Annotated in this window: 18 protein-coding genes and 1 tRNA gene; all 19 read left to right on the top strand. The window is 71.2% G+C overall.

All coding sequences use genetic code 11. The features are described 5' to 3' along the window. The first annotated feature begins 88 nt into the window (after positions 1–88). The 19 genes from rplK (at position 89) to ACIQ87_RS14740 (ending at position 23,290) form a co-directional block, all read left to right on the top strand. Complete coding sequence (rplK, locus tag ACIQ87_RS14650; protein WP_359897545.1) at positions 89–523, top strand: 50S ribosomal protein L11; 435 nt, start codon at positions 89–91, stop codon at positions 521–523. Between the two features lie 104 nt (positions 524–627). Next, complete coding sequence (gene rplA, locus ACIQ87_RS14655) at positions 628–1,350, top strand: 50S ribosomal protein L1 (protein ID WP_218198318.1); 723 nt, start codon at positions 628–630, stop codon at positions 1,348–1,350. Between the two features lie 209 nt (positions 1,351–1,559). After that, positions 1,560–2,342, top strand: a complete 783-nt coding sequence (locus ACIQ87_RS14660; RefSeq protein ID WP_402406002.1) for a hypothetical protein — start codon at positions 1,560–1,562, stop codon at positions 2,340–2,342. Between the two features lie 157 nt (positions 2,343–2,499). Beyond that, a complete protein-coding gene (locus ACIQ87_RS14665) occupies positions 2,500–3,381 on the top strand; it encodes a hypothetical protein (protein WP_402406004.1) in 882 nt (293 codons plus the stop codon). A gap of 87 nt (positions 3,382–3,468) precedes the next feature. Beyond that, positions 3,469–4,386, top strand: coding sequence for a hypothetical protein (locus ACIQ87_RS14670; protein ID WP_402406006.1), 918 nt, complete (start codon positions 3,469–3,471; stop codon positions 4,384–4,386). A 158-nt stretch (positions 4,387–4,544) separates the two neighbouring features. Further along, complete coding sequence (locus ACIQ87_RS14675; protein WP_402406008.1) at positions 4,545–5,423, top strand: hypothetical protein; 879 nt, start codon at positions 4,545–4,547, stop codon at positions 5,421–5,423. 350 nt (positions 5,424–5,773) lie between these two features. After that, positions 5,774–6,337, top strand: coding sequence for a 50S ribosomal protein L10 (gene rplJ, locus ACIQ87_RS14680; protein WP_045693068.1), 564 nt, complete (start codon positions 5,774–5,776; stop codon positions 6,335–6,337). 91 nt (positions 6,338–6,428) lie between these two features. Further along, positions 6,429–6,812, top strand: a complete 384-nt coding sequence (gene rplL / locus ACIQ87_RS14685) for a 50S ribosomal protein L7/L12 (protein ID WP_359823749.1) — start codon at positions 6,429–6,431, stop codon at positions 6,810–6,812. Positions 6,813–7,522: 710 nt separating this feature from the next. Further along, on the top strand, positions 7,523–10,999 hold the full coding sequence (gene rpoB / locus ACIQ87_RS14690) for a DNA-directed RNA polymerase subunit beta (protein ID WP_392867437.1): 3,477 nt from the start codon (positions 7,523–7,525) through the stop codon (positions 10,997–10,999). 98 nt (positions 11,000–11,097) lie between these two features. After that, positions 11,098–14,991 carry a DNA-directed RNA polymerase subunit beta' gene (locus ACIQ87_RS14695; protein WP_402406010.1) on the top strand — a complete coding sequence of 1,298 codons (3,894 nt, stop codon included), beginning with the start codon at positions 11,098–11,100 and terminating at the stop codon, positions 14,989–14,991. A 145-nt stretch (positions 14,992–15,136) separates the two neighbouring features. Further along, a tRNA-Met gene (locus ACIQ87_RS14700) sits at positions 15,137–15,210 on the top strand. Between the two features lie 173 nt (positions 15,211–15,383). After that, positions 15,384–16,058 (top strand): DUF4097 family beta strand repeat-containing protein, encoded by a 675-nt coding sequence (locus ACIQ87_RS14705; protein ID WP_402406012.1) that lies wholly within the window; start codon positions 15,384–15,386, stop codon positions 16,056–16,058. Positions 16,059–16,137: 79 nt separating this feature from the next. Then, positions 16,138–17,346 (top strand): sensor histidine kinase, encoded by a 1,209-nt coding sequence (locus tag ACIQ87_RS14710; RefSeq protein WP_402406014.1) that lies wholly within the window; start codon positions 16,138–16,140, stop codon positions 17,344–17,346. After that, positions 17,343–18,023 carry a response regulator gene (locus tag ACIQ87_RS14715; protein WP_402406016.1) on the top strand — a complete coding sequence of 227 codons (681 nt, stop codon included), beginning with the start codon at positions 17,343–17,345 and terminating at the stop codon, positions 18,021–18,023. Before ACIQ87_RS14710 ends, ACIQ87_RS14715 begins: the two co-directional genes overlap by 4 nt. 114 nt (positions 18,024–18,137) lie before the next feature. Continuing rightward, positions 18,138–18,764 (top strand): hypothetical protein, encoded by a 627-nt coding sequence (locus ACIQ87_RS14720; protein ID WP_402406017.1) that lies wholly within the window; start codon positions 18,138–18,140, stop codon positions 18,762–18,764. Between the two features lie 79 nt (positions 18,765–18,843). After that, the gene (locus ACIQ87_RS14725; protein WP_402406019.1) at positions 18,844–19,584 is read left to right on the top strand and encodes an SIR2 family NAD-dependent protein deacylase; all 741 of its coding nucleotides are present in this window, start codon (positions 18,844–18,846) and stop codon (positions 19,582–19,584) included. An 89-nt stretch (positions 19,585–19,673) separates the two neighbouring features. Then, positions 19,674–20,888, top strand: a complete 1,215-nt coding sequence (locus tag ACIQ87_RS14730) for a cytochrome P450 (RefSeq protein WP_402406021.1) — start codon at positions 19,674–19,676, stop codon at positions 20,886–20,888. Positions 20,889–20,907: 19 nt separating this feature from the next. Beyond that, positions 20,908–21,906 carry an ADP-ribosylglycohydrolase family protein gene (locus tag ACIQ87_RS14735; protein WP_402406023.1) on the top strand — a complete coding sequence of 333 codons (999 nt, stop codon included), beginning with the start codon at positions 20,908–20,910 and terminating at the stop codon, positions 21,904–21,906. Between the two features lie 64 nt (positions 21,907–21,970). Then, on the top strand, positions 21,971–23,290 hold the full coding sequence (locus tag ACIQ87_RS14740) for a serpin family protein (RefSeq protein WP_402406024.1): 1,320 nt from the start codon (positions 21,971–21,973) through the stop codon (positions 23,288–23,290). The last annotated feature ends 3 nt before the right edge of the window (positions 23,291–23,293 follow it).

Consider the following 23,293-nt stretch of genomic DNA (forward strand, 5'->3'; position numbering starts at 1 on the left):
AGCCTGGTTCGATGTGTGTGCTGGCGGTCGGGTGTCGCCCCGGTTCCGCACGCACCAGCAATCACCTCTCGGAAGGACCCGGAGAGACATGCCTCCCAAGAAGAAGAAGATCACGGGGCTTATCAAGCTCCAGATCAACGCCGGCGCGGCCAACCCGGCGCCGCCGGTCGGCCCCGCGCTGGGCCAGCACGGCGTCAACATCATGGAGTTCTGCAAGGCCTACAACGCTGCGACCGAGTCGCAGCGCGGCATGATCGTGCCGGTGGAGATCACGGTCTACGAGGACCGTTCCTTCACCTTCATCACGAAGACGCCGCCGGCCGCGCGCCTCATCCTGAAGGCCGCCGGTGTCGACAAGGGCTCCAGCGAGCCGCACAAGACCAAGGTCGCCAAGCTCACCAGCGCCCAGGTCCGTGAGATCGCCACCACGAAGATGCCCGACCTGAACGCCAACGACCTGGACGCCGCGGAGAAGATCATCGCCGGCACCGCCCGGTCGATGGGCATCACCGTCGAGGGCTGAGCGCCCCCGTCCCTCCAGGGACAAAACGGCTCAGCCGTCCCCCGTGGTAGGGCCTGCGCAGGCCCGTCGAACACCACAACTCCAATCACCATTCAGGAGCAGCCATGAAGCGCAGCAAGGCCCTGAAGGCCGCGGACGCCCAGGTCGACCGCGAGCGCCTTTACGCCCCCCTCGAGGCCGTCCGCCTCGCCAAGGCGACCAGCACCACCAAGTTCGACGGCACCGTTGAGGTCGCCATGCGTCTGGGCGTCGACCCGCGCAAGGCCGACCAGATGGTCCGCAGCACCGTGATCCTCCCGCACGGCACCGGTAAGACCGCTCGGGTCCTGGTCTTCGCGACCGGCGAGCGTGCCGAGGCCGCGCGTGCTGCGGGCGCCGACATCGTCGGTGCCGACGAGCTGATCGACGAGGTCGCGAAGGGCAAGCTGGACTTCGACGCCGTCGTCGCCACCCCGGACCTCATGGGCAAGGTCGGCCGCCTCGGCCGCGTGCTCGGCCCCCGTGGTCTGATGCCGAACCCGAAGACCGGCACCGTGACCCCGGACGTCGCCAAGGCTGTCAACGACATCAAGGGCGGCAAGATCGAGTTCCGCGTCGACAAGCACTCGAACCTGCACTTCATCATCGGTAAGGCCTCCTTCACCGACGAGCAGCTGGTCGAGAACTACGCCGCCGCGCTGGACGAGGTGCTCCGCGCCAAGCCGTCCGCCGCCAAGGGCCGGTACATCAAGAAGACCGCCTTCTCCACCACCATGGGCCCCGGCATCCTGGTGGACCCGAACCGCACCCGCAACCTCCTCGTCGAGGAGGACCCGGCCGCGGTCTGAGCCCCAGCGCTCTAGAGCAGTCCGTACGGCGGGCCCGCACCCCCTTCACCGGGGGTGCGGGCCCGCCGTCGTTCCCGGGCGCGGCCGGGCGGGGCCGGTGGGCCGCAACGGTTGCCCGATCGGGACACCGGCGGATGGGAACGGCGGGCCGAACCGTCGTACGCTCTGCCGGTCAGCACGTGGAGAACCTGTGACCGCCGGAGTGTGCCGTGCCGCCCGCCCCCCGCCCCACCGTTCTCGTGGCAGCCCTGCTGCTCGCCACCACCACCGGGTGCAGCCTGCTGGCCGCCCCGACCACCGGCACCCCCGGCGGGCCGGCGCCGGTGCCGCCCAAGCAGGTGGTGCTCACGGCCGCGCAGGCACTGGACGACTCGGGCAGCGCCCGGATCGACGTGGTCCAGGAGGGCCCGGCGGGCCGGCGCACCGCGAGCGGCTCCCTGGTCTGGGGCGCCGCGGACGAGGCCCGACTGGCCGTCACCGACGAGCTCGGCAGTGGACTGCTGACCGTCAAGGACGGCGCGCTCGACCTCGTCTACCAGGGCGGCGCGGCCAAGCACGCGGAGCGGCGGACCGCCGAGGCGGTCGACCCGGCGGCGGGCCCCGACCCGGAGGGCTTCGCGGGCGGCTGGACGACGGCGCTGATCACCAGCCCGGGCAGCCGGGCCTACGAGGTCGCCCAGGGCGTCACACTCCGCTCGCTCGGCGGCGAGCAGCTGGCCGGGGTGACCGTGGCGCACTACCAGGGATCCGCGCCGCTGGCCGAACTGTTCGGCAAGGACGACGAGTTGAGTCCGAAGCAGCGCACCGCCACACTGGACTGGTACCGGCAGCACGGGGTGACGGCGATCGCCTACGACGTCTGGATCGGGCCCGGCATGCAGCTGCTGCGGCTGCGTGAGACGGTCCGGGGGAGCGCGGGAACCACGGTGACCACCACCGATGTCTCGGCTCCGGGGGCGGCGGACACGGCACCGACGGCCCTGGCCGGCTGACGGGGAGGCCGAGGGAGGCCGGCGGGGGCCGGCGGGGGAGGGGATATCCGGTGTGTGGGTAATCCGGTGATCCGTTAGAGTCCGCGTGAAAAGAACCTGAGAAGAGCTGACAATCAGTTCTTCCATGGGGTATCAGGAAACTCTCGGGGGTAGCTCCATGCGCGCTCTGCGCCTCGCCTCGGCCGTCGCGACGGCGGCCGTCCTGCTCGGTGCGGCCACCGCCTGCGGCAGTGACGCCAAGAGCGGCGACGCCAAGGCCGGCGACACCAAGACCGGCGAGGCCAAGCCCGCTGAGACCAAGCCCGCCGACGCCAAGCCCGCCGACCCGCTCGCCGCGGCCCTGAACGCGGACCCGAAGGCCGCACTGGCCGCCGCGGCCGTGGTGATGCAGAAGGCCGGAAACGGCAAGATCACCATGACCCCGACCGACCCCACCGACCCGGGCGGCACCGGCGACGCGGACTGGAAGGACCCGGCCAAGGCGGCCGTGGACATGGCCAGCGACATCGAGGGCAAGAAGCTCCGGATCCGGGTGCTCGGGTCGGACGCCTACCTCGGCGGCGGCGACGACATCGCCCCGGCCCTGGGCGGCAAGCACTGGATCAAGATGCCCGCCGACCAGACGGGCGACAGCTTCCGGATGGTCGGCCAGATGACCAACCCGGTCGTCCTGCTCACCGTCGGGGCCCAGAGCGGCAAGCTCTCCAAGGTCGGCCAGGAGGCCGTGGACGGAGTCCAGACCATCCACCTGCGGGCGGAGCAGGACACCGCCGCACTGGTGGCCGGGATGACGTCGCTCTCGGCGGACCAGCGCAAGTCCGCCCAGAAGACGCTGGAGGAGGACGGCAAGACCCTCACCATCGACTTCTGGCTGAACGCCAAGCAGGAGCTCGTCCAGTACAAGGAGTACGGCGACACCAACGGCGAGAAGAAGGCCGTCACCATCAAGTACTCCGACCTCGGCAAGGCCGCCGCGGTCACCGCACCCGCCGCGAGCGAGCTCGGCAAGGAGTCCGACCTGCTCAAGCTGCTCGGCTGATCCGGCCGGACCGGACACCGAGCCCACCGCACCGACCGGCTGCACCCCCGGGCGCACCACGCGCCCGGGGTCCTCAAGGGGGGAATCATGGCTGGAACCCGCAACACCGCCGCCGTCGCCGTCGTCATCGCCGCCCTGGCGCTGACCGCGACCGCGTGCGACAACAACGACGACAAGAAGGCCGCCCCGGCCGCGCCGACCACGGCCGCCGCCCCGGCCACCCCGTCGGCCGCCGCCCCGACGACCGCCGCGACGCCGGCGAAGGTCAGCCCGGCGGTCTTCCTGGAGCAGGTCACCCAGAAGACCAGCGCGGCCAAGTCGGCCAAGATCGACGAGCTGATCGAGATCGGCGAGGTCACCATGAAGGGCCAGGGCGCCGCGTCCTGGGCCGACGGCCTGGAGGCCGACCTCACGATGGACCTGACGGGCTCCCCGATGGCCAAGGTCCTGGAGCCGCTCACCGGCGGGCCGAAGGTGCGCTACCTGTACACCAAGGACGCGATGTTCATGCACCTCGGCGGCAAGGTGGTGGAGAGCGGCGGCCCGAGCTGGGTGCGCTACAGCAAGGCCGACCTGGCCAAGGCGTCCGGCGGCGCGACCGACCAGCTCCAGAGCGCGGACCCGGTGCAGGCCGTCCGGACGCTGATCGCCAGCGGCAAGGTCACCGAGGTCGGACCGGAAACGGTGAACGGCAAGGCCACCACCCACTACGCCGGCGTGCTCAGCGCGGCCGACGTGGCCAACGCCACCAGCCAGGGCATGACCCAGGCGCAGGTCGACAAGATCAAGCAGAGCCTGGACACGGCCGGCGTCACCACCGACAAGATCGACATCTGGGTCGACGCCGACAAGCTCGTCGTCAAGCGGACCGAGCAGGCCGAGACCAAGGCCGGGACGATGAACGTCTCCGTCAGCTACTCGGACTACGGCACCCCGGTGAACACCACCGCCCCGGCGGACTCCATGGACCTCGCCGAGCTCCAGAAGGCCGCCACCGGCAGCTGATCCCCGCGGCCGGTGTCCCGCTACCGGGACACCGGCTCCGCCGACCCGGCGGAATCCGCGGGCCCCAGGGGGGCCGCCGCCGGGCGGACCGGGAACGGGTGGCAAGGTGGCCGGAGCGAGGCCGCCGTCGGAGGGGCCGGGCGAGAGGGGAACGGGCGATGGCGGGACGGCAGCGGTTGGCGGCAGTGGCCGTCGTCGTCCTTCTGGCGAGCGGCCTGAGCGGGTGCGGCGGGGGCGACGGCGCGGCCACCACGCCGTCCGGGAGTCCGAGCCCGACCAGCGCCCCGGCCCCCACCGCCTCCCCGAGCGCCCAGGCCAAGCCGACCGACCGCTCGCCGCACGGGGTGCTGCTCTCCGCCCAGCTGGCCATGCAGACCGCCCGCCGGGCGAAGGTCAGCTACCGGCTCGGCGCGGACGCCGGGTCCGGCCCGCTGTTCTGGCAGCCCAAGACCGCGCTCCAGATCAAGCGCTCCACCCCGGCCGAGGCCGAGCAGCTGATCGTCGTGGACACCGTCGCCTACCAGGGCGGGGACGCCGCCACCGCCGCCCGGCAGGGCGGGAAGCACTGGGAACGCTTCACCGTCCCGCCGGACGCGGACGGCCACAAGGAGATCCCGTACGCCGGGCTGATCGACCTGCTGAACCCGGTCGAGGCGCTGACCGCGGCCACCGCCGAGGGGACGGACCCGGTCTTCGTCGGCGAGGAGAGGTTCGAGGACTCGACCGTCGAGCACTACCGGGTCGCCACCACCGCCGAGAGGTACGCGGCCGCCCAGACCCAGCTGACCCAGTCCCGCCGGGACGGCCTGCGGACCGCGCTCGCGCCCGGCGGCTCGCTCTCCCTCACCCTGGACCTCTGGCTCAACGACAAGGACCAGCTGGTCCGGCTGCAGCGCAGCGGCAGCGGGGACAGCGGCCGGGCGGACGACTCGGTGCTCTACACCGACCTCGCCGGGGCGCTGCTCTCGGCGCAGGCGCCGGCCGAGTCGGACACCGTGGACAGCGGCGTCCGGACGGTCCCCCCGCTGGCCCGCTGAGCGGCGCCGGGCCCGCTCCGTCCGGGGGCGATTTGCACCTTGCGAACGCCTCCGGCTAATCTGGCGGAAGCCAAAGACCGCTGGTTGTCACCACGCGCCCGTCAGGGAGCAGGTGGCCGAAGGATCTGCGTTTCGTCGCAGGCAGCCCGCGCAGGTGTGTCTGGAGCTTCGACTTCCGGGTTCCGCGTTCGCGCGGCCGCCCGTCGAGGTCGTTCCGAGCCCCGTGCCCCTGCGCACCGGGGCTCGTTGCATTTAGCAGGAGCTTTCCTTCCGTCCGGTCGGTCCGCGGCGACCCAGGTCGACTTTCGCGGTCGGCCCGACTTCGACATCACGGAAGGAGGCGTAAGCCTATGGCCAGGCCCGACAAGGCTGCTGCCGTCGCCGAGATCACGGACAAGTTCCGTGGCTCCTCCGCGGCGCTGCTCACCGAGTACCGCGGTCTCTCGGTGAAGCAGGTCAAGACCCTGCGTCGCTCGCTCGGCGACAACGCCGAGTACGCCGTGGTGAAGAACACGCTGACCAAGATCGCGGCCAATGAGGTCGGGATCACGGAGCTCGACGACCTGTTCAACGGTCCGACGGCTGTTGCCTTCGTCACCGGTGACCCGGTGGAGTCGGCGAAGGCTCTGCGTGACTTCGCCAAGGAGAACCCCGCTCTCATCATCAAGGGCGGTGTCCTTGACGGCAAGGCGCTGTCCGCCGATGAGATCAAGAAGCTCGCGGACCTCGAGTCCCGCGAGGTGCTGCTCGCCAAGCTGGCGGGTGCCCTGAAGGCCAAGCAGTCCCAGGCTGCCGCGCTCTTCCAGGCCCTGCCGTCGAAGCTCGTCCGCACTGTGGACGCGCTGCGCGACAAGGTCGAGCAGGGCGGTGCCGGTACGCCGGCTCCCGCCGCCGAGGACGCTGCCGCCGAGTAATTCGGCAGGCTCACGCCTCGCTGCGGGCCCGTACGCCCGCCCCACCCGTACATCCGGCACCAACCTGCCGATTTAGTGGAAGGACGCCATCATGGCGAAGCTGTCCCAGGACGAGCTGCTCGCGCAGTTCGAGGAGCTCACCCTCATCGAGCTGGCCGCCTTCGTGAAGGCCTTCGAGGAGAAGTTCGACGTCACCGCCGCCGCCCCGGTCGCCGTTGCCGCCGCCGGCGTTGCCGGCCCGGCCGCCGAGGCCGCTGAGGAGCAGGACGAGTTCGACGTCATCCTCGAGGCCGCTGGCGACAAGAAGATCCAGGTCATCAAGGAGGTGCGCACCCTGACCTCCCTCGGCCTGAAGGAGGCCAAGGACCTCGTTGACACCGCTGGTGCCAAGGTCCTGGAGAAGGTTGCCAAGGACGTTGCCGAGAAGGCCAAGGCCGCCCTCGAGGGTGCCGGCGCCAAGGTCACCGTCAAGTGACTTCTCGCCCCCTCTGAGGGGGCCTGAAGCCGGGCCGATCACCCTTGCGGGTGGTCGGCCCGGCTTTTTCGCGTCTCCGGGCCGGGCTCGGGCCCCGTCGGGACGTCCACGGCCCGGTTCCCCCGACCGGCCGCTCCGGCCCGCCGGTGTGGCCGACAGCCCACTCGGCACCGTCGGTGCCGGAGGGTATGGTGATCACCGTCGTCGAGGGCGGCCCCACCACGGTTTCTGTAACGCGGAGGCGGTCCGGATCGATAGACCGGTCGAGGCCCGCACTGCCGGTGGGCCCTTGACGAACCCGGCGCGGGCGCGCGATTCTCAAGGCGCGAGTCCGCCCGGTTGGTCCGCTGCTGGATGCATAACCAGTGGCTCCGGCGGGAAATGACTCCACGTGAGTTAGAGCAGTACCCGGTGGGCGCCCGCGCTCGCCGGCTACCGGGAGGAGTCTCCGATTCGGTCTCCGAATCAGAGCTGGACAGCAGTGTCGCCTTTGGCTACACTGTCCCTTTGCGCTGCCTGTTAGCTGCTCCGTGACTCGTCGCCCGGAGTTTGCGTTGCCCTGAAGGGGTCTGGCACCGCCTCCGCAAAGCGGCTCTGACCTGGGGTTTCGACCCCGGCAGAGGCCAGTGGCGAGGGAGGCGGCACCAAGCCCAAGCAGGCCCGGCTGGTACGCGCGTAGTGAGCTCCGAGCCCTCGGAAGGACCCCCCTCTTGGCCGCGCCGCGCAACGCCTCGAACAATTCCGCCGCATCCACCGCCCCGCTCCGCGTCTCCTTCGCGAAGATCAAGGAGCCCCTCGAGGTCCCGAACCTCCTGGCCCTGCAGACCGAGAGCTTTGACTGGCTGCTCGGCAATGCGGCCTGGAAGGCCCGGGTCGAGGCGGCGTTGGAGAGTGGTCAGGACGTCCCCACCAAGTCCGGTCTGGAGGAGATCTTCGAGGAGATCTCCCCGATCGAGGACTTCAGTGGGTCGATGTCGCTGACCTTCCGCGACCACCGTTTCGAGCCGCCGAAGAACTCCATTGACGAGTGCAAGGACCGCGACTTCACGTTCGCGGCCCCGCTCTTCGTCACGGCCGAGTTCACCAACAACGAGACCGGTGAGATCAAGTCTCAGACGGTCTTCATGGGCGATTTCCCGCTCATGACCCACAAGGGCACGTTCGTGATCAACGGCACCGAGCGTGTCGTCGTGTCGCAGCTGGTCCGCTCCCCGGGTGTGTACTTCGACTCCACCCTGGACAAGGTGTCCGACAAGGACATCTACTCCTGCAAGGTCATCCCCTCGCGTGGTGCCTGGCTGGAGATGGAGATCGACAAGCGCGACATGGTCGGCGTCCGCATCGACCGCAAGCGCAAGCAGTCCGTCACCGTGCTGCTCAAGGCGCTCGGCTGGACCAACGAGATGATTCTCGAGGAGTTCGGCGAGTACGAGTCGATGCGCGCCACCCTGGAGAAGGACCACACCCAGGGCCAGGACGACGCGCTGCTGGACATCTACCGCAAGCTGCGCCCGGGCGAGCCGCCCACGCGCGAGGCCGCGCAGACGCTTCTGGAGAACCTCTACTTCAACCCGAAGCGCTACGACCTCGCCAAGGTCGGCCGTTACAAGGTCAACCGCAAGCTGGGCAACGCCGAGTCGCTGGACTCCGGCGTGCTCACCGAGCCCGACATCATCGGTGCGATCAAGTACCTGGTGAAGCTGCACGCGGGCGAGACCGAGTGGCGTGACGACGAGGGCCGCGACATCGTGGTCGAGGTCGACGACATCGACCACTTCGGCAACCGCCGCCTGCGCAACGTCGGCGAGCTCATCCAGAACCAGGTCCGTACGGGTCTCGCCCGTATGGAGCGCGTCGTGCGCGAGCGCATGACCACCCAGGACGTCGAGGCGATCACGCCGCAGACCCTGATCAACATCCGGCCGGTCGTCGCCTCCATCAAGGAGTTCTTCGGCACCAGCCAGCTGTCGCAGTTCATGGACCAGACGAACCCGCTGTCGGGCCTGACCCACAAGCGTCGTCTGTCCGCGCTGGGCCCCGGTGGTCTGTCCCGTGAGCGGGCCGGCTTCGAGGTCCGTGACGTGCACCCCTCGCACTACGGCCGCATGTGTCCGATCGAGACCCCCGAAGGCCCGAACATCGGTCTGATCGGCTCGCTGGCCTCGTACGGCCGGGTCAACGCGTTCGGCTTCATCGAGACGCCGTACCGCAAGGTCGTCGACGGTGTGGTCACCGAGAAGGTGGACTACCTCACCGCCGACGAGGAGGACCGCTACGTCATCGCCCAGGCGAACGCCCCGCTGACCGAGGACCTGCACTTCGCGGAGCCGCGCGTCCTGGTCCGCCGCCGTGGTGGCGAGATCGACTACATCCCGGGCACCGAGATCGACTACATGGACGTCTCGCCGCGCCAGATGGTGTCGGTCGCGACCGCCATGATCCCCTTCCTCGAGCACGACGACGCCAACCGCGCGCTCATGGGCTCGAACATGATGCGCCAGGCGGTGCCGCTGCTGAAGAGCGAGGCTCCGCTGGTCGGTACCGGCATGGAGTACCGCTGCGCCGTCGACGCCGCGGACGTCATCACCGCCGAGAAGGCCGGTGTCGTCCAGGAGGTCTCGGCCGACTACGTCACCGTGGCCAACGACGACGGCACGTACACCACGTACCGCGCCGCCAAGTTCACCCGCTCCAACCAGGGCACCGCCTTCAACCAGAAGGTGCTCGTGGACGAGGGCGCCCGGGTCGAGTCCGGCCAGGTGCTGGCCGACGGCCCGTGCACCGACGAGGGCGAGATGGCCCTCGGCAAGAACCTGCTCGTGGCGTTCATGTCGTGGGAGGGTCACAACTACGAGGACGCGATCATCCTGTCGCAGCGCCTCGTGCAGGACGACGTCCTCTCCTCGATCCACATCGAGGAGCACGAGGTCGACGCCCGTGACACCAAGCTCGGCCCCGAGGAGATCACCCGGGACATCCCGAACGTCTCCGAGGAGGTCCTGGCGGACCTCGACGAGCGCGGCATCATCCGCATCGGCGCCGACGTCGTCACCGGCGACATCCTGGTCGGCAAGGTCACCCCGAAGGGTGAGACCGAGCTGACCCCGGAGGAGCGCCTGCTCCGCGCGATCTTCGGTGAGAAGGCCCGTGAGGTCCGCGACACCTCGCTGAAGGTCCCGCACGGTGAGTCCGGCAAGGTCATCGGCGTGCGCGTGTTCGACCGCGAGGAGGGCGACGAGCTTCCCCCGGGTGTCAACCAGCTGGTCCGCGTCTACGTGGCCCAGAAGCGCAAGATCACCAACGGTGACAAGCTCGCCGGCCGTCACGGCAACAAGGGTGTCATCTCCAAGATCCTCCCGGTCGAGGACATGCCGTTCCTCGAGGACGGCACCCCGGTCGACATCATCCTCAACCCGCTGGGTGTCCCGTCCCGAATGAACCCGGGACAGGTCCTGGAGATCCACCTCGGCTGGCTCGCCAAGCAGGGCTGGGACGTCTCCGGCCTCGCCGACGAGTGGGCCCAGCGGCTCCAGGCGATCGGCGCCGACACCGTCCAGGGCGGCACCAACCTCGCCACCCCGGTCTTCGACGGCGCCCGCGAGGACGAGATCACCGGCCTGCTGGACAACACCACCCTCACCCGTGACGGTGAGCGCCTGGTGAACTCCACCGGCAAGGCCCGCCTGTTCGACGGCCGCTCCGGCGAGCCGTTCCCGATGCCGGTCTCGGTCGGCTACATGTACATCCTCAAGCTGCACCACCTGGTCGACGACAAGCTGCACGCCCGTTCGACCGGTCCGTACTCGATGATCACCCAGCAGCCGCTCGGTGGTAAGGCGCAGTTCGGTGGTCAGCGCTTCGGTGAGATGGAGGTGTGGGCCCTCGAGGCGTACGGCGCGGCCTACGCGCTCCAGGAGCTGCTCACCATCAAGTCCGACGACGTCCTCGGCCGAGTCAAGGTCTACGAGGCCATCGTCAAGGGCGAGAACATCCCCGAGCCCGGCATTCCCGAGTCCTTCAAGGTCCTCATCAAGGAAATGCAGTCGCTCTGCCTCAACGTGGAGGTGCTGTCCTCGGACGGCCAGTCCATCGAGATGCGGGACTCCGACGAGGACGTGTTCCGCGCCGCCGAGGAGCTCGGCATCGACCTGTCCCGGCGCGAGCCGAGCAGCGTCGAAGAGGTCTGACGGAGGTTGGGCCGGCCGCAGCAGCGGCCGGCCCGCCCCCAGGCCCCCCTCAGACCACATGAACGACTCTCGACTTACGAAAGAGGGCTTGACGACCAGTGCTTGACGTCAACTTCTTCGACGAGCTCCGCATCGGCCTGGCCACCGCCGACGACATCCGCCAGTGGTCGCACGGCGAGGTCAAGAAGCCGGAGACCATCAACTACCGCACCCTGAAGCCCGAAAAGGACGGCCTCTTCTGCGAGAAGATCTTCGGCCCCACCCGGGACTGGGAGTGCTACTGCGGTAAGTACAAGCGCGTCCGCTTCAAGGGCATCATCTGCGAGCGCTGCGGCGTCGAGGTGACCCGCGCCAAGGTGCGCCGCGAGCGGATGGGCCACATCGAGCTGGCCGCCCCGGTCACCCACATCTGGTACTTCAAGGGCGTGCCGTCCCGTCTGGGCTACCTGCTCGACCTGGCGCCGAAGGACCTCGAGAAGGTCATCTACTTCGCCGCCTACATGATCACCTGGGTCGACGACGAGCGCCGCCAGCGCGACCTGCCGTCCCTGGAGGCGCACGTCTCGGTCGAGCGCCAGCAGATCGAGAACCGTCGCGACTCCGACCTCGAGGCCCGCGCCAAGAAGGCCGAGACCGACCTGGCCGAGCTGGAGGCCGAGGGCGCCAAGGCCGACGTGCGCCGCAAGGTGCGCGAGGGCGCCGAGCGCGAGATGAAGCAGCTGCGCGACCGCGCGCAGCGCGAGCTCGACCGCCTCGACGAGGTGTGGGCCCGCTTCAAGAACCTCAAGGTCCAGGACCTCGAGGGCGACGAGCTGCTCTACCGCGAGCTGCGCGACCGCTTCGGCACCTACTTCTCCGGCTCGATGGGCGCGGCGGCCCTCAAGGACCGCCTCGAGACCTTCGACCTGGCGGAGGAGTCCGAGCGCCTGCGCGAGATCATCCGCACCGGCAAGGGCCAGAAGAAGACCCGTGCGCTCAAGCGCCTCAAGGTCGTCTCCGCGTTCCTGCAGACCACCAACAAGCCCAACGGCATGGTGCTGGACTGCGTCCCGGTCATCCCGCCGGACCTGCGTCCGATGGTGCAGCTGGACGGTGGCCGCTTCGCGACCTCCGACCTGAACGACCTGTACCGCCGCGTGATCAACCGCAACAACCGCCTGAAGCGCCTGCTCGACCTCGGTGCCCCCGAGATCATCGTGAACAACGAGAAGCGCATGCTCCAGGAGGCCGTCGACGCGCTGTTCGACAACGGCCGCCGCGGCCGTCCGGTCACCGGCCCGGGCAACCGCCCGCTGAAGTCCCTCAGCGACATGCTGAAGGGCAAGCAGGGTCGTTTCCGTCAGAACCTGCTCGGCAAGCGAGTCGACTACTCGGCCCGTTCGGTCATCGTCGTCGGCCCGCAGCTCAAGCTGCACCAGTGCGGTCTGCCGAAGGCCATGGCGCTGGAGCTCTTCAAGCCGTTCGTGATGAAGCGCCTGGTCGACCTGAACCACGCGCAGAACATCAAGTCGGCCAAGCGCATGGTCGAGCGTGCCCGTCCGGTCGTGTGGGACGTGCTCGAAGAGGTCATCGCCGAGCACCCGGTCCTGCTGAACCGTGCGCCCACCCTGCACCGCCTCGGCATCCAGGCCTTCGAGCCGCAGCTGGTCGAGGGCAAGGCCATCCAGATCCACCCGCTCGTCTGCACCGCGTTCAACGCGGACTTCGACGGTGACCAGATGGCCGTCCACCTGCCGCTCTCCGCGGAGGCGCAGGCCGAGGCCCGCATCCTGATGCTGTCCTCGAACAACATCCTGAAGCCGGCCGACGGTCGCCCCGTCACCATGCCGACCCAGGACATGGTGCTCGGTCTGTTCTTCCTGACCTCGGACCGCGAGAACGTGAAGGGCGCCGGTCGCACCTTCTCGTCGACCGCCGAGGCGATCATGGCCTTCGACGCCCGGGACCTGGACGTCCAGGCCCCGATCGAGCTGCGCCTGCCGGCCGGCACCGTCCCGCCGCGCGGCTGGACCGCCCCGGTGGACGAGGACGGCCAGTCGACCTGGTTCGACGGCGAGCCCTTCCGCCTGAGCACCACCCTGGGCCGCGCGCTCTTCAACGAGCTGCTGCCCGAGGACTACCCGTTCGTCGACTACGAGGTGGGCAAGAAGCAGCTCTCCGCGATCGTCAACGACCTGGCGGAGCGCTACCCCAAGGTCGTCGTCGCGGCGACCCTGGACAACCTGAAGGCGGCCGGCTTCCACTGGTCGACCCGTTCGGGTGTCACCGTCTCGATCTCGGACGTCGTCGTCCCGCCGAGCAAGCCCCAGATCCTGGAGGGCTACGAGGCGAAGGCGGAGAAGGTCCAGCGCCAGTACGAGCGCGGTCTGATCACCAACGACGAGCGCAAGCAGGAGCTCATCGGCATCTGGACCCAGGCGACCAACGAGGTCGCCGAGGCCATGAACGTGAACTTCCCGAAGACGAACCCCATCTTCATGATGGTCGACTCGGGTGCACGTGGAAACATGATGCAGATGCGCCAGATCGCCGGTATGCGTGGTCTGGTGTCGAACGCCAAGAACGAGACCATCCCGCGACCCATCAAGGCGTCGTTCCGTGAGGGTCTGTCCGTGCTGGAGTACTTCATCTCCACCCACGGTGCCCGTAAGGGTCTGGCCGACACCGCCCTCCGTACCGCCGACTCCGGTTACCTCACCCGTCGTCTGGTCGACGTCTCCCAGGACGTCATCATTCGCGAGGAGGACTGCGGCACCGAGCGCGGCCTGAAGCTGGCGATCGGCTCCGTGGGTGCGGACGGCGTGCTGCGCAAGGCCGACGACGTCGAGACCAGCGTCTACGCCCGCATGCTCGCCGAGGACATCACGGTGGACGGCAAGCTCCTTGCCACCGCCAACACCGACCTCGGTGACGTCCTGATCGACGAGCTGATCCGCCACGGCATCGGCGAGGTCAAGACCCGCTCGATCCTGACCTGTGAGTCGGCCGTCGGCACCTGTGCCATGTGCTACGGGCGTTCGCTGGCCACCGGCAAGCTGGTCGACATCGGTGAGGCGGTCGGCATCATCGCCGCCCAGTCCATCGGTGAGCCCGGTACCCAGCTGACCATGCGTACCTTCCACACCGGTGGTGTGGCCGGTGACGACATCACCCAGGGTCTGCCGCGTGTCGTCGAGCTCTTCGAGGCGCGTACCCCCAAGGGTGTGGCCCCGATCTCGGAGGCGCAGGGCCGGGTCCGCATCGAGGACACCGAGAAGACCCGCAAGCTGGTCATCACGCCGGACGACGGCAGCGAGGAGATCGCCTACCCGGTCTCGAAGCGCGTGAAGCTGCTGGTCAGCGAGGGCGAGGCGGTCGAGGTCGGCCAGAAGCTGACCATGGGTGCCACCAACCCGCACGACGTCCTGCGGATCATGGGCCAGCGTGCCGTCCAGATCCACCTGGTCGCCGAGGTCCAGAAGGTCTACAACTCGCAGGGTGTGTCGATCCACGACAAGCACATCGAGATCATCATCCGGCAGATGCTCCGCCGCGTGACGATCATCGAGTCGGGCGACGCCGAGCTGCTGCCCGGCGAGCTGGTCGAGCGCGGTCGCTTCGAGCAGGAGAACCGCCGCGTCGTCGCCGAGGGCGGTCACCCCGCCTCCGGCCGTCCGCAGCTGATGGGTATCACCAAGGCCTCGCTGGCCACCGAGTCCTGGCTGTCGGCCGCCTCCTTCCAGGAGACGACCCGGGTCCTCACCGACGCGGCGATCCACGCCAAGTCGGACCCGCTGCTGGGCCTCAAGGAGAACGTCATCCTCGGTAAGCTCATCCCGGCCGGTACGGGTCTGCCCCGCTACCGCAACATCCGGGTCGAGCCGACCGAGGAGGCCAAGGCCGCGATGTACTCGGCCGTCGGCTACGACGACTACGACCTGTCGCCCTTCGGCGCCGGCTCCGGCCAGGCGGTCCCGCTGGACGACTACGACTACGGCCCGTACACCGGCTGAGTCGCGTAGCACCGACCGCAGGGCGGTCACCCCGATCGGGGTGACCGCCCTGCGGCGTTCCCCGGCCCCTTCCGGGGCCGCGCGGGCGGCGGACGGAATCCGATTAGGTCATTCGGCCGAAGTCGCGTAAGCTTCTGTTCACCGACGCGGGGTGGAGCAGCTCGGTAGCTCGCTGGGCTCATAACCCAGAGGTCGCAGGTTCAAATCCTGTCCCCGCTACTCAGTACGAAGGGCCCGGAGGCATTCAGCCTCCGGGCCCTTCGGCGTTCCCGGAGCGGGCGACTCCGTCGTGCGGGGGAGGGGCGGGAACCGCTCCGGCGGGGGAGGCGGTGGGGGAGGCGGCCGCGGGAGGGTTCTCGGCGTCGGGACGAGGGCTTTCGAAGGGGCCGGGGATGAAGCGGGTGCTGGGCGCGGTGGCGATCACGGCGGGGGTCGTGCTGGGGATGCAGGGGTGCCTGCCGTTCGGGGGCGAGGACGAGCACCGGACGCTGAGCTACGGGGTGGCGGAGCCGGTCCGGGAACTCGTCGTCGAGGGGCTCAACGGCGGCGTGGTGGTGAACGGCGGCGGCGACGGCGTGCACGTGGTCGAGCGGCAGAACTACTCGGGGGACGTGCCGAGGAGCAGCCACGAGGTGGCGGACGGCGTGCTGAAGCTGACGTACGACTGCGATCACTGCGGCATCGGCTACACCGTGCAGGTGCCGGCCGGGACCACGGTGCGGGTCAAGGAGGGCAACGGCGGCGTCAGGCTGTCCGGCCTGGCCGGCGAGGCGGAGGCCGAGGTGACCAACGGCGGCGTCGAGGCCGACGGGCTGCGGTCCCCGAAGGTGCGGCTGACCGCGGTGAACGGCGGGGTGAGGGCCGACTTCGCGGTGGCGCCGTCGACGGTCGAGGCGAGCACCACGAACGGCGGGGTGCGGCTGCGGGTGCCGGCCGGGGAGGCCTACGCGGTGGACGCCCGGGCCTCGGTCGGCGGGGTGGACGTGGGCATCCCGTCGAAGCCGGGTGCGGAGCGCCGGATCACCGCGCGCGCGGACACCGGCGGTGTGACGGTCACCGGTGCCTGACCGGGCCGTTCCGGAGGTCCTGCCGCTGGGGCATGATCTTCTCCGCGGGGGCGGCGTCCCCGGCTACGGGGGAGGTGCGGTGGTGGAGCGCGCGGAGCGGTGGCGGACGGGGCGGATCCGGCAGGAGTGGGCGACCGGCCCGAGCCCGTACGTCCTGGACACCTTCCTGGCGGTCTGCTCGGCGGCGGTGTCGGTCTGGTCGGTCTACCACGACGACACGGACTGGCCCTGGTGGGTCTACCTGCTGGCGGTGTCCACCGCGCTGTTCCTGCCCTGGCGGCGGCGGATCACGCTGCCCCTCATGGTCGTGGGCAGCGTGCCCGCGGTGCTGGTGTCGGTGCTCGCGCACTCGGCGAACCCGCAGATGCCGCTGTACGCGGTGATCGGGATGTACACCGTGGCGGAGCGCTTCCCGGACCGGCAGCGCTGGCCGGTGCTGGCGTTCGTGGTGGTCGCCAACGTGATCGGCACCCATTCGCCGAACGGCGCGCTGTTCAGCGTGCTCACCTCGGCCGGCTCCTTCGTGTTCGGCTCGCTGGTGCGCGCCCAGCGGCAGCTGGCCCGGGTGCAGGCGGAGCGGGCCAGGGAGGCCGGTGAGCGGGCGGCGAGCGACGCGGCCCGGGCGGTGGCGGAGGAGCGGGCCCGGATCGCCCGGGAGATGCACGACATCCTGGCGCACGCCGTCTCGTTGATGGTGATCCAGGCCGAGGCCGGGCCGGTGGTGGTGCGCAGCGATCCGGACCGGGCGGTCCGCGCGTTCGACACCATCGCCGACGCGGGCCGGGACGCGATGGTCCAGCTGCGGCGGGTGCTCGGGGTGCTGAAGGACCCGGAGGCGGGCCGGCAGCTGGCGCCCCAGCCCCGGCTGGCCGAGCTCGCCGGGGTGGCCGAGCGGGTGCGCGCGGCGGGGCTGCGGGTGGACCTCGAACTCCCGGCGGAGCAGGACCCGCTGCCGGCCGAGGTGGAGGCGGCGGCTTTCCGGATCGTGCAGGAGGCGCTGACCAACACGGTCAAGCACGCCGGGGCGGACCGGGCGGCGATCCGGGTCCGGCGGGCCGGGGAGGTGCTGGAGGTCGTGGTCTCGGACAACGGCCGTGGGGTGCCGGCGCCGGCCGGCCGTACCGTGGTCGGCTGGTCCGGCGGCCGCGGGCTGGTCGGCATCCGGGAGCGGGCGGCGGCCTGCGGCGGGCGGGCCGAGGCCGGGCCGGGCCCGGAGGGCAGGGGTTTCCTGGTGAGCGCCCGGTTGCCGCTGGGCACGGGCGACGTGGTGGAGGGAGTGGGCGGATGACGCCGATCCGGGTGGTCGTCGCGGACGACCAGGAGCTGGTGCGGGCCGGGTTCGGGATGATCCTGGACGCGCAGCCGGACATCGAGGTGGTGGCCGAGGCCCGCGACGGCGCCGAGGCGGTCGAGGCGGTGCGCGCGCACGGACCGGACGTGCTGCTGCTGGACGTCCGGATGCCGGTGATGGACGGGCTGGAGGCGGCCCGCCGGGTGTGCGCCGGGTTCCCGGCCACCAAGGTGATCATGCTGACCACCTTCGACATCGACGACTACGTCTTCGACGCGCTGTACGCGGGCGCCAGCGGCTTCCTGCTCAAGGACGTCCGGCGGGACGACCTGGTGCACGGGGTGCGGATGGTCGCCTCGGGGGAGGCACTGCTCGCGCCCTCGGTGACCAGGCGGCTGATCGGCGAGTTCGCGGCCCGCCGGCCGGGGGCGCCGGAGCGGGCGGTGCGGCCGCCGTCGCGGCTGCTGGAGCAGCTGACCCTGCGCGAGCAGGAGACGCTGCGGCTGATCGCCCGCGGGCTGTCCAACGCGGAGATCGCGGCCGAGCTGGTGGTCAGCGAGCACACGGTGAAGACGCACGTCAGCAATGTGCTGAGCAAGCTCGGGCTGCGGGACCGGGTGCACGCGGTGGTGTTCGCGTACGAGGCCGGAGCGGTGGTGGCGGGGGAGTCCTGACGGGCTCCCCCGTGCGGGGGAGGCGGCCCTTTCGCCGGTGCGGGCGATCCGGGACGAGGGCCCGGGCGGCCAGGCTCTGCGGTGTCGGAACGGACCACACCACTGGAGGTCAGGATGAACGCCACCCCGGACGCCCGAACCACCCGCCTCGCCCGCCTCACCCCGTACGCCGTCGTCGGCGCCCCCGCGCTGATGGCGCTCTACGGCGGCATCCGGCTGGTGCCGGGCTCCCGGGCGCCGGGCCCCGGCTGGACGGCCGGCCACGCCGCGATGTTCGCCGGGCTGCTGCTGTTCGTCCCGGTCCTGCTCGCCCTGCACCGGCGGCTCGCCCCGCGCGGCACGGCCGGGCGGGTCGGGGCCGGGGCGGCCCTGGGGACGGCCTTCGCGGGGTTGCTCTGCTCGCTGGTGCAGATCGGCATCGACCTGGTGGTCGGGCTGATGGCGGCGGACAAGGCCGAGCAGTCCCGGCTGTTCGACCGGGTGCAGGGCGTTCCCGGGGTGCTGCCGGCCGTCTACCAGGTCGGGCCGCTGCTCTTCTACGTCGGCCTGCTGGCGCTGCTGACCGCCGCCGTGGCGGGCCGCTCCCGGGCGCTGCGCTGGTGGAGCCCGGCGCTGGCGCTGCTCGGCACCCTGGCCGCCGGAGTCGACCTGGCCCTCATCCCGCCGGCCGCCGCCTGCTACCTGCTCGCCCTGGCCCCGCTGGCCCGCCCGGCCGCCGCGCCGCGGGCCGCGCTGGCCTGAAACGCGCGCTTCGGCCCGAAACGGCCCCCACCGGATTTTCGGTGGCCGCCGACGGGCCGCCGGCCGTACCGTCCGGGGTATGAACGCGAAGCGCCCCCTGGTCGCCGTGCTCACCGGCGCGGGCATCTCGACGGACTCCGGCATCCCCGACTACCGCGGCCCGAAGGGGCTGTGGCAGAAGGACCCGTCGGCGCAGGAGCTGGTCACCATCGAGCCGTACCGGGACGATCCGGGGGTGCGCCGGCGGGCCTGGCGGATGCGGCTGGAGACGGCCGCCCTGGCCGCCGAGCCGAACGCCGGGCACCGCGCGCTGGTCGACCTGGAGCGCTCCGGGCTGCCGACGCGGGTGCTCACCCAGAACATCGACGGGCTGCACCAGAAGTCCGGGCTGACCGCCCGCAAGGTGCTCGAACTGCACGGCAACCTCCGGGAGACGCAGTGCCTGCGCTGCAGGGTGGTCGGTTCGATGGCGGAGGCGCTGGCGCGGGTCGAGGCGGGGGAGCCGGACCCGGAGTGCCAGGAGTGCGGGGGGATCCTCAAGCCGCACATCGTGATGTTCGGCGAGAACCTGGACCCGGAGGTGCTCGGGCAGGCCGACTCGATCGTCCGGGCCTGTGACGTCTTCATCGCGGTCGGCACCAGCCTCCAGGTGTTCCCGGTGGCGGCGCTGCCGTACAACGCGGTGAAGACCGGGGCGAAGCTGATCATCGTGAACGGCGAGCCCACCCCGTACGACGAGGCCGCGGCCGAGGTGATCCGGGAGCCGATCTCGGAGGCGCTGCCGAAGCTGGTGCGCCGACTTGTACGGGAACGGGCCTGATCAGGGGCCGGAAGGTCGTATTCCCGGATGTACCGCGTGCGTACGATGATCGTTCCGGCTTCCCCCTTCTGGCCTGGAGTGATCGACCGATGACGACGACGGCGAAGTTCGACCCCTGGTCGGCGGAGTTCGTGGCCCACCCGTACGACGCGTACGCCGAGCTGCGCGAGCACGCGCCGGTGACGTACTTCGAGCCGACGAACCAGTGGCTCGTCTCGCGCTTCGAGGACGTCAGCGCCCTGCTGCGCGACCGGCGGCTGGGCCGCACCTACACCCACCGCTTCAGCCACGAGGAGTTCGGCCGCACCGCGCCCGACCCGGCGCACGAGCCCTTCCACACCCTGAACGACCACGGGCTGCTGGACCTCGAGGGGCCGGACCACACCCGGCTGCGCCGGCTGGTCTCCAAGGCCTTCACCCCGCGCATGGTCGAGGGCCTGCGCCCCACCGTGCGCCGGCTGGCCGGGGAACTGGTCGACGGGCTGCTCGCGGCCGGCGGCGGCGACCTGATCGCCGCCGTCGCCGAGCCGCTGCCCGTCGCCGTGATCGCCGAGATGCTCGGCGTGCCGGAGGGCGACCGGCACCTGCTGCGGCCGTGGTCCGCCGACATCACCGGGATGTTCGAGCTCAACCCGAGCGAGGAGGTCGCCCGCCGGGCCGTCACCGCCAGCATCGAGTTCTCCGACTACCTGCGCACCCTGATCCGCGAACGCCGGGCGAACCCGGGCACGGACCTGATCAGCGCGCTCATCCAGGCCCAGGAGGGCTCCGACGCGCTCAGCGAGCAGGAGATGATCTCCACCTGCGTGCTGCTGCTCAACGCCGGCCACGAGGCGACCGTCAACACCACCGGCAACGGCTGGTGGGCGCTGTTCCGCAACCCCGGGGAGCTCGCCCGGCTGCGCGGCTCGGTCGACGAGCTGCTGCCCACCGCCGTCGAGGAGCTGATGCGCTGGGACACCCCGCTGCAGATGTTCGAGCGCTGGGTGCTGGAGGACATCGAGGTCCGCGGCGTCACCATCCCGCGCGGCGCCGAGATCGCCCTGCTCTTCGGCTCCGCCAACCGCGACCCCGAGCGCTTCGCCGACCCGGACCGCCTCGACCTCGGCCGCACCGACAACCCGCACATCACCTTCGGCGCCGGAATCCACTTCTGCCTCGGCGCCCCGCTTGCCAGACTGGAGCTCACCGAGTCCTACGGCACGCTGCTGCGCCGGGCCCCGGGCCTGCGGCTGGTCCGCGAGCCCGAGTGGAACCCGGGCTACGTGATCCGCGGGCTCAAGGAGCTGCTGGTCGAGGTGTGACGGAGGAGGGGGAGCTGCCGTGGGCAAGGCGACGGGGGCGCTGCTGGGCCTGGCGATCGGGGACGCGCTGGGCAAGGAGACCGAGTTCCACGAGATCGAGGAGATCGCCTGGAACCATCCCGACTGGCGGCGGCTCCCGCTGCCCGAGCGGGCGCTGGTCACCGACGACACCCAGATGACGCTCGCCCTCGCCCGCGGCCTGCGCACCGCCCTGGAGCGCGGGCCGCTCACCCCGCTGCGGCTGGAGCGGCCGGTCCGCGAGGAGTTCGTCGACTGGTGGCGCTCCCCGCAGAACAACCGCGCCCCCGGCATGACCTGCCTGCGCGCCTGCCAGCGGCTCAGCCACCCCGAGTACCGCTGGCAGCAGGCCAGCGACGTCGGCTCCAAGGGCTGCGGCGCCAACATGCGGGTCGCCCCGGTCGGACTGGTCCGCGGCCTGGACGCCCGGCAGCTCTCCGGCGCCGCCCAGCTGCAGTCCGCGCTCACCCACGGCCACCCGACCGCCCTCGCCGCCGGCGACCTCACCGCGTACGCCGTGCGGCGGCTGGCCGAGGGCGTCCGGCCGGGCGACCTGCCCGCGGCGCTGCGGGCGTACGCGCTGGCGAGCCGGGAGCGGTACGACGGGTTCTGGCTCGGCGACCTCGCCGACCGCTGGCACGACCCCTCCCCGCAGGCCGGCACGGCCCGGGGCTGGGAGGAGTGCCTCACGGTGCTCGACCGACTGGACGCCGCGCTCGCCGCGCCCGACGTCGAGGCCGACCCGTGCCTGGCCACCGGAGAGGGCTGGATCGCCGAGGAGGCCCTCGGCACCGGCCTGCTCTGCTTCCTGCTGCTGCCCGACGACCCGGTGGCGGCCGTCCGCCGGGCCGCGTACTCCAGCGGCGACTCCGACTCGCTGGCCTGCCTGACCGGCGCCTTCGCGGGCGCCCACCACGGTGAGGCGGCCTGGCCGGCCGACTGGGTGGAGCGGATCGAGCACCGGGACGAACTGCTGGAGTTCGGGGCGCTCTGGGACTGATCCGGGCCCCGCCGGGCGGGCGGGCCGGGCGGAACCGGTCGGCGGGGCGGCGCGTCGAAGGGCCATGACGAACCGCAGCACCGCACCCCGTCGCACCCTCCGCCGCCCGGCGGCGCTGCTCCTCGTGGCCGCGCTCGCCGCGCCGCTGCTCGCCGGCTGCGGCAGCACCGGAGCCGCCGCGCCCGTGGAGCTCCGGGCGTCCGCGCCCGCGAGCCGGCCGGCCGTGGACCCGGCCCAGGTGGCCGCCACGGCGGCGGCCACCGACGCCTTCGGCCTGGACCTCCTGCACGTCCTGACCGCCCAGCCGGACGCCGCCGGGAGCAACCTCGTGGTCTCCCCGTCCGGCCTGGCCACCCTGCTCGCCATGCTGCTGCCCGGCGCCCGCGGCACCACCGCCGGGGAACTGGCCAAGGCCCTGCACACCGGGCTCGACCCGCGGCAGTACGCCTACGCCACCGGCGCGCTGAACCGGCAGGTCCCGGCCACCGGCAAGCTCACCCTGCGCCGCAGCGACGACCTCTGGACGCAGCAGGGCCTGGCCGTCGAACCGGACTACCTGGCCACCCTCGCCGCCGCCTTCGACACCGGCGTGCACCAGGCCGACTTCGCCAAGGACCCGGACGGAGCCCGCAGGACCGTCAACGCGGCCGTGGAGAAGGCCACAGACGGCCGGATCAAGGACCTCTTCGGCCGGGACGCGATCACCTCGAACACCCGGCTGGTGCTCACCGACGCGCTGTACCTCAAGGCTGAGTGGGCCTCCGCCTTCAAGCCCTCGCTCACCGCCGACCGCCCGTTCCACAAGCTCGACGGCTCCACCCCGGCCGTCCCCACGATGGGGCAGACCGGGGAGTTCAGGTACGCCGACGGCTCCGGCGGGATCGTCGGCGAGCCCTGGCAGGCCGTCGAACTCCCGTACGCGGACGGCGGGTTGGCGATGGACCTGATCCTCCCCGGGCAGGGCGGCTTCACCGCCTTCGCCAAGGGCCTGGACCAGCCCCAGCTGGACCGCATCCTCGGCGCGCTCGCCGAGCGGCCGGTCGACCTGCGGCTGCCGCGCTTCCACTTCGGCACCTCGAAGGAGCTCACCCCCGCGCTGCGCTCGCTCGGGGTGGAGGCGGCCTTCGACCGGGCCGACCTCGGCGGCGTCGCCAAGGACCCGCTGGCCGTCGGCACGGTGGTGCAGAAGGCCACCATCGAGGTCGGCGAGCAGGGCACGGTCGCGGCGGCCGGCAGCGGTGCCGGGATCGACGTGGCGGCGGCGCCGAACGTCGAACGGCCGGTCGAGATGCACCTCGACCGGCCGTTCCTGTTCCTGATCCGGGACACCCGGAGCGGGGCGCCGCTGTTCCTCGGGCAGGTCACCGACCCGCAGGCGCCGTAGGGC

It is taken from the genome of Kitasatospora sp. NPDC096204, from assembly GCF_044763205.1.
Taxonomy (GTDB): domain Bacteria; phylum Actinomycetota; class Actinomycetes; order Streptomycetales; family Streptomycetaceae; genus Kitasatospora.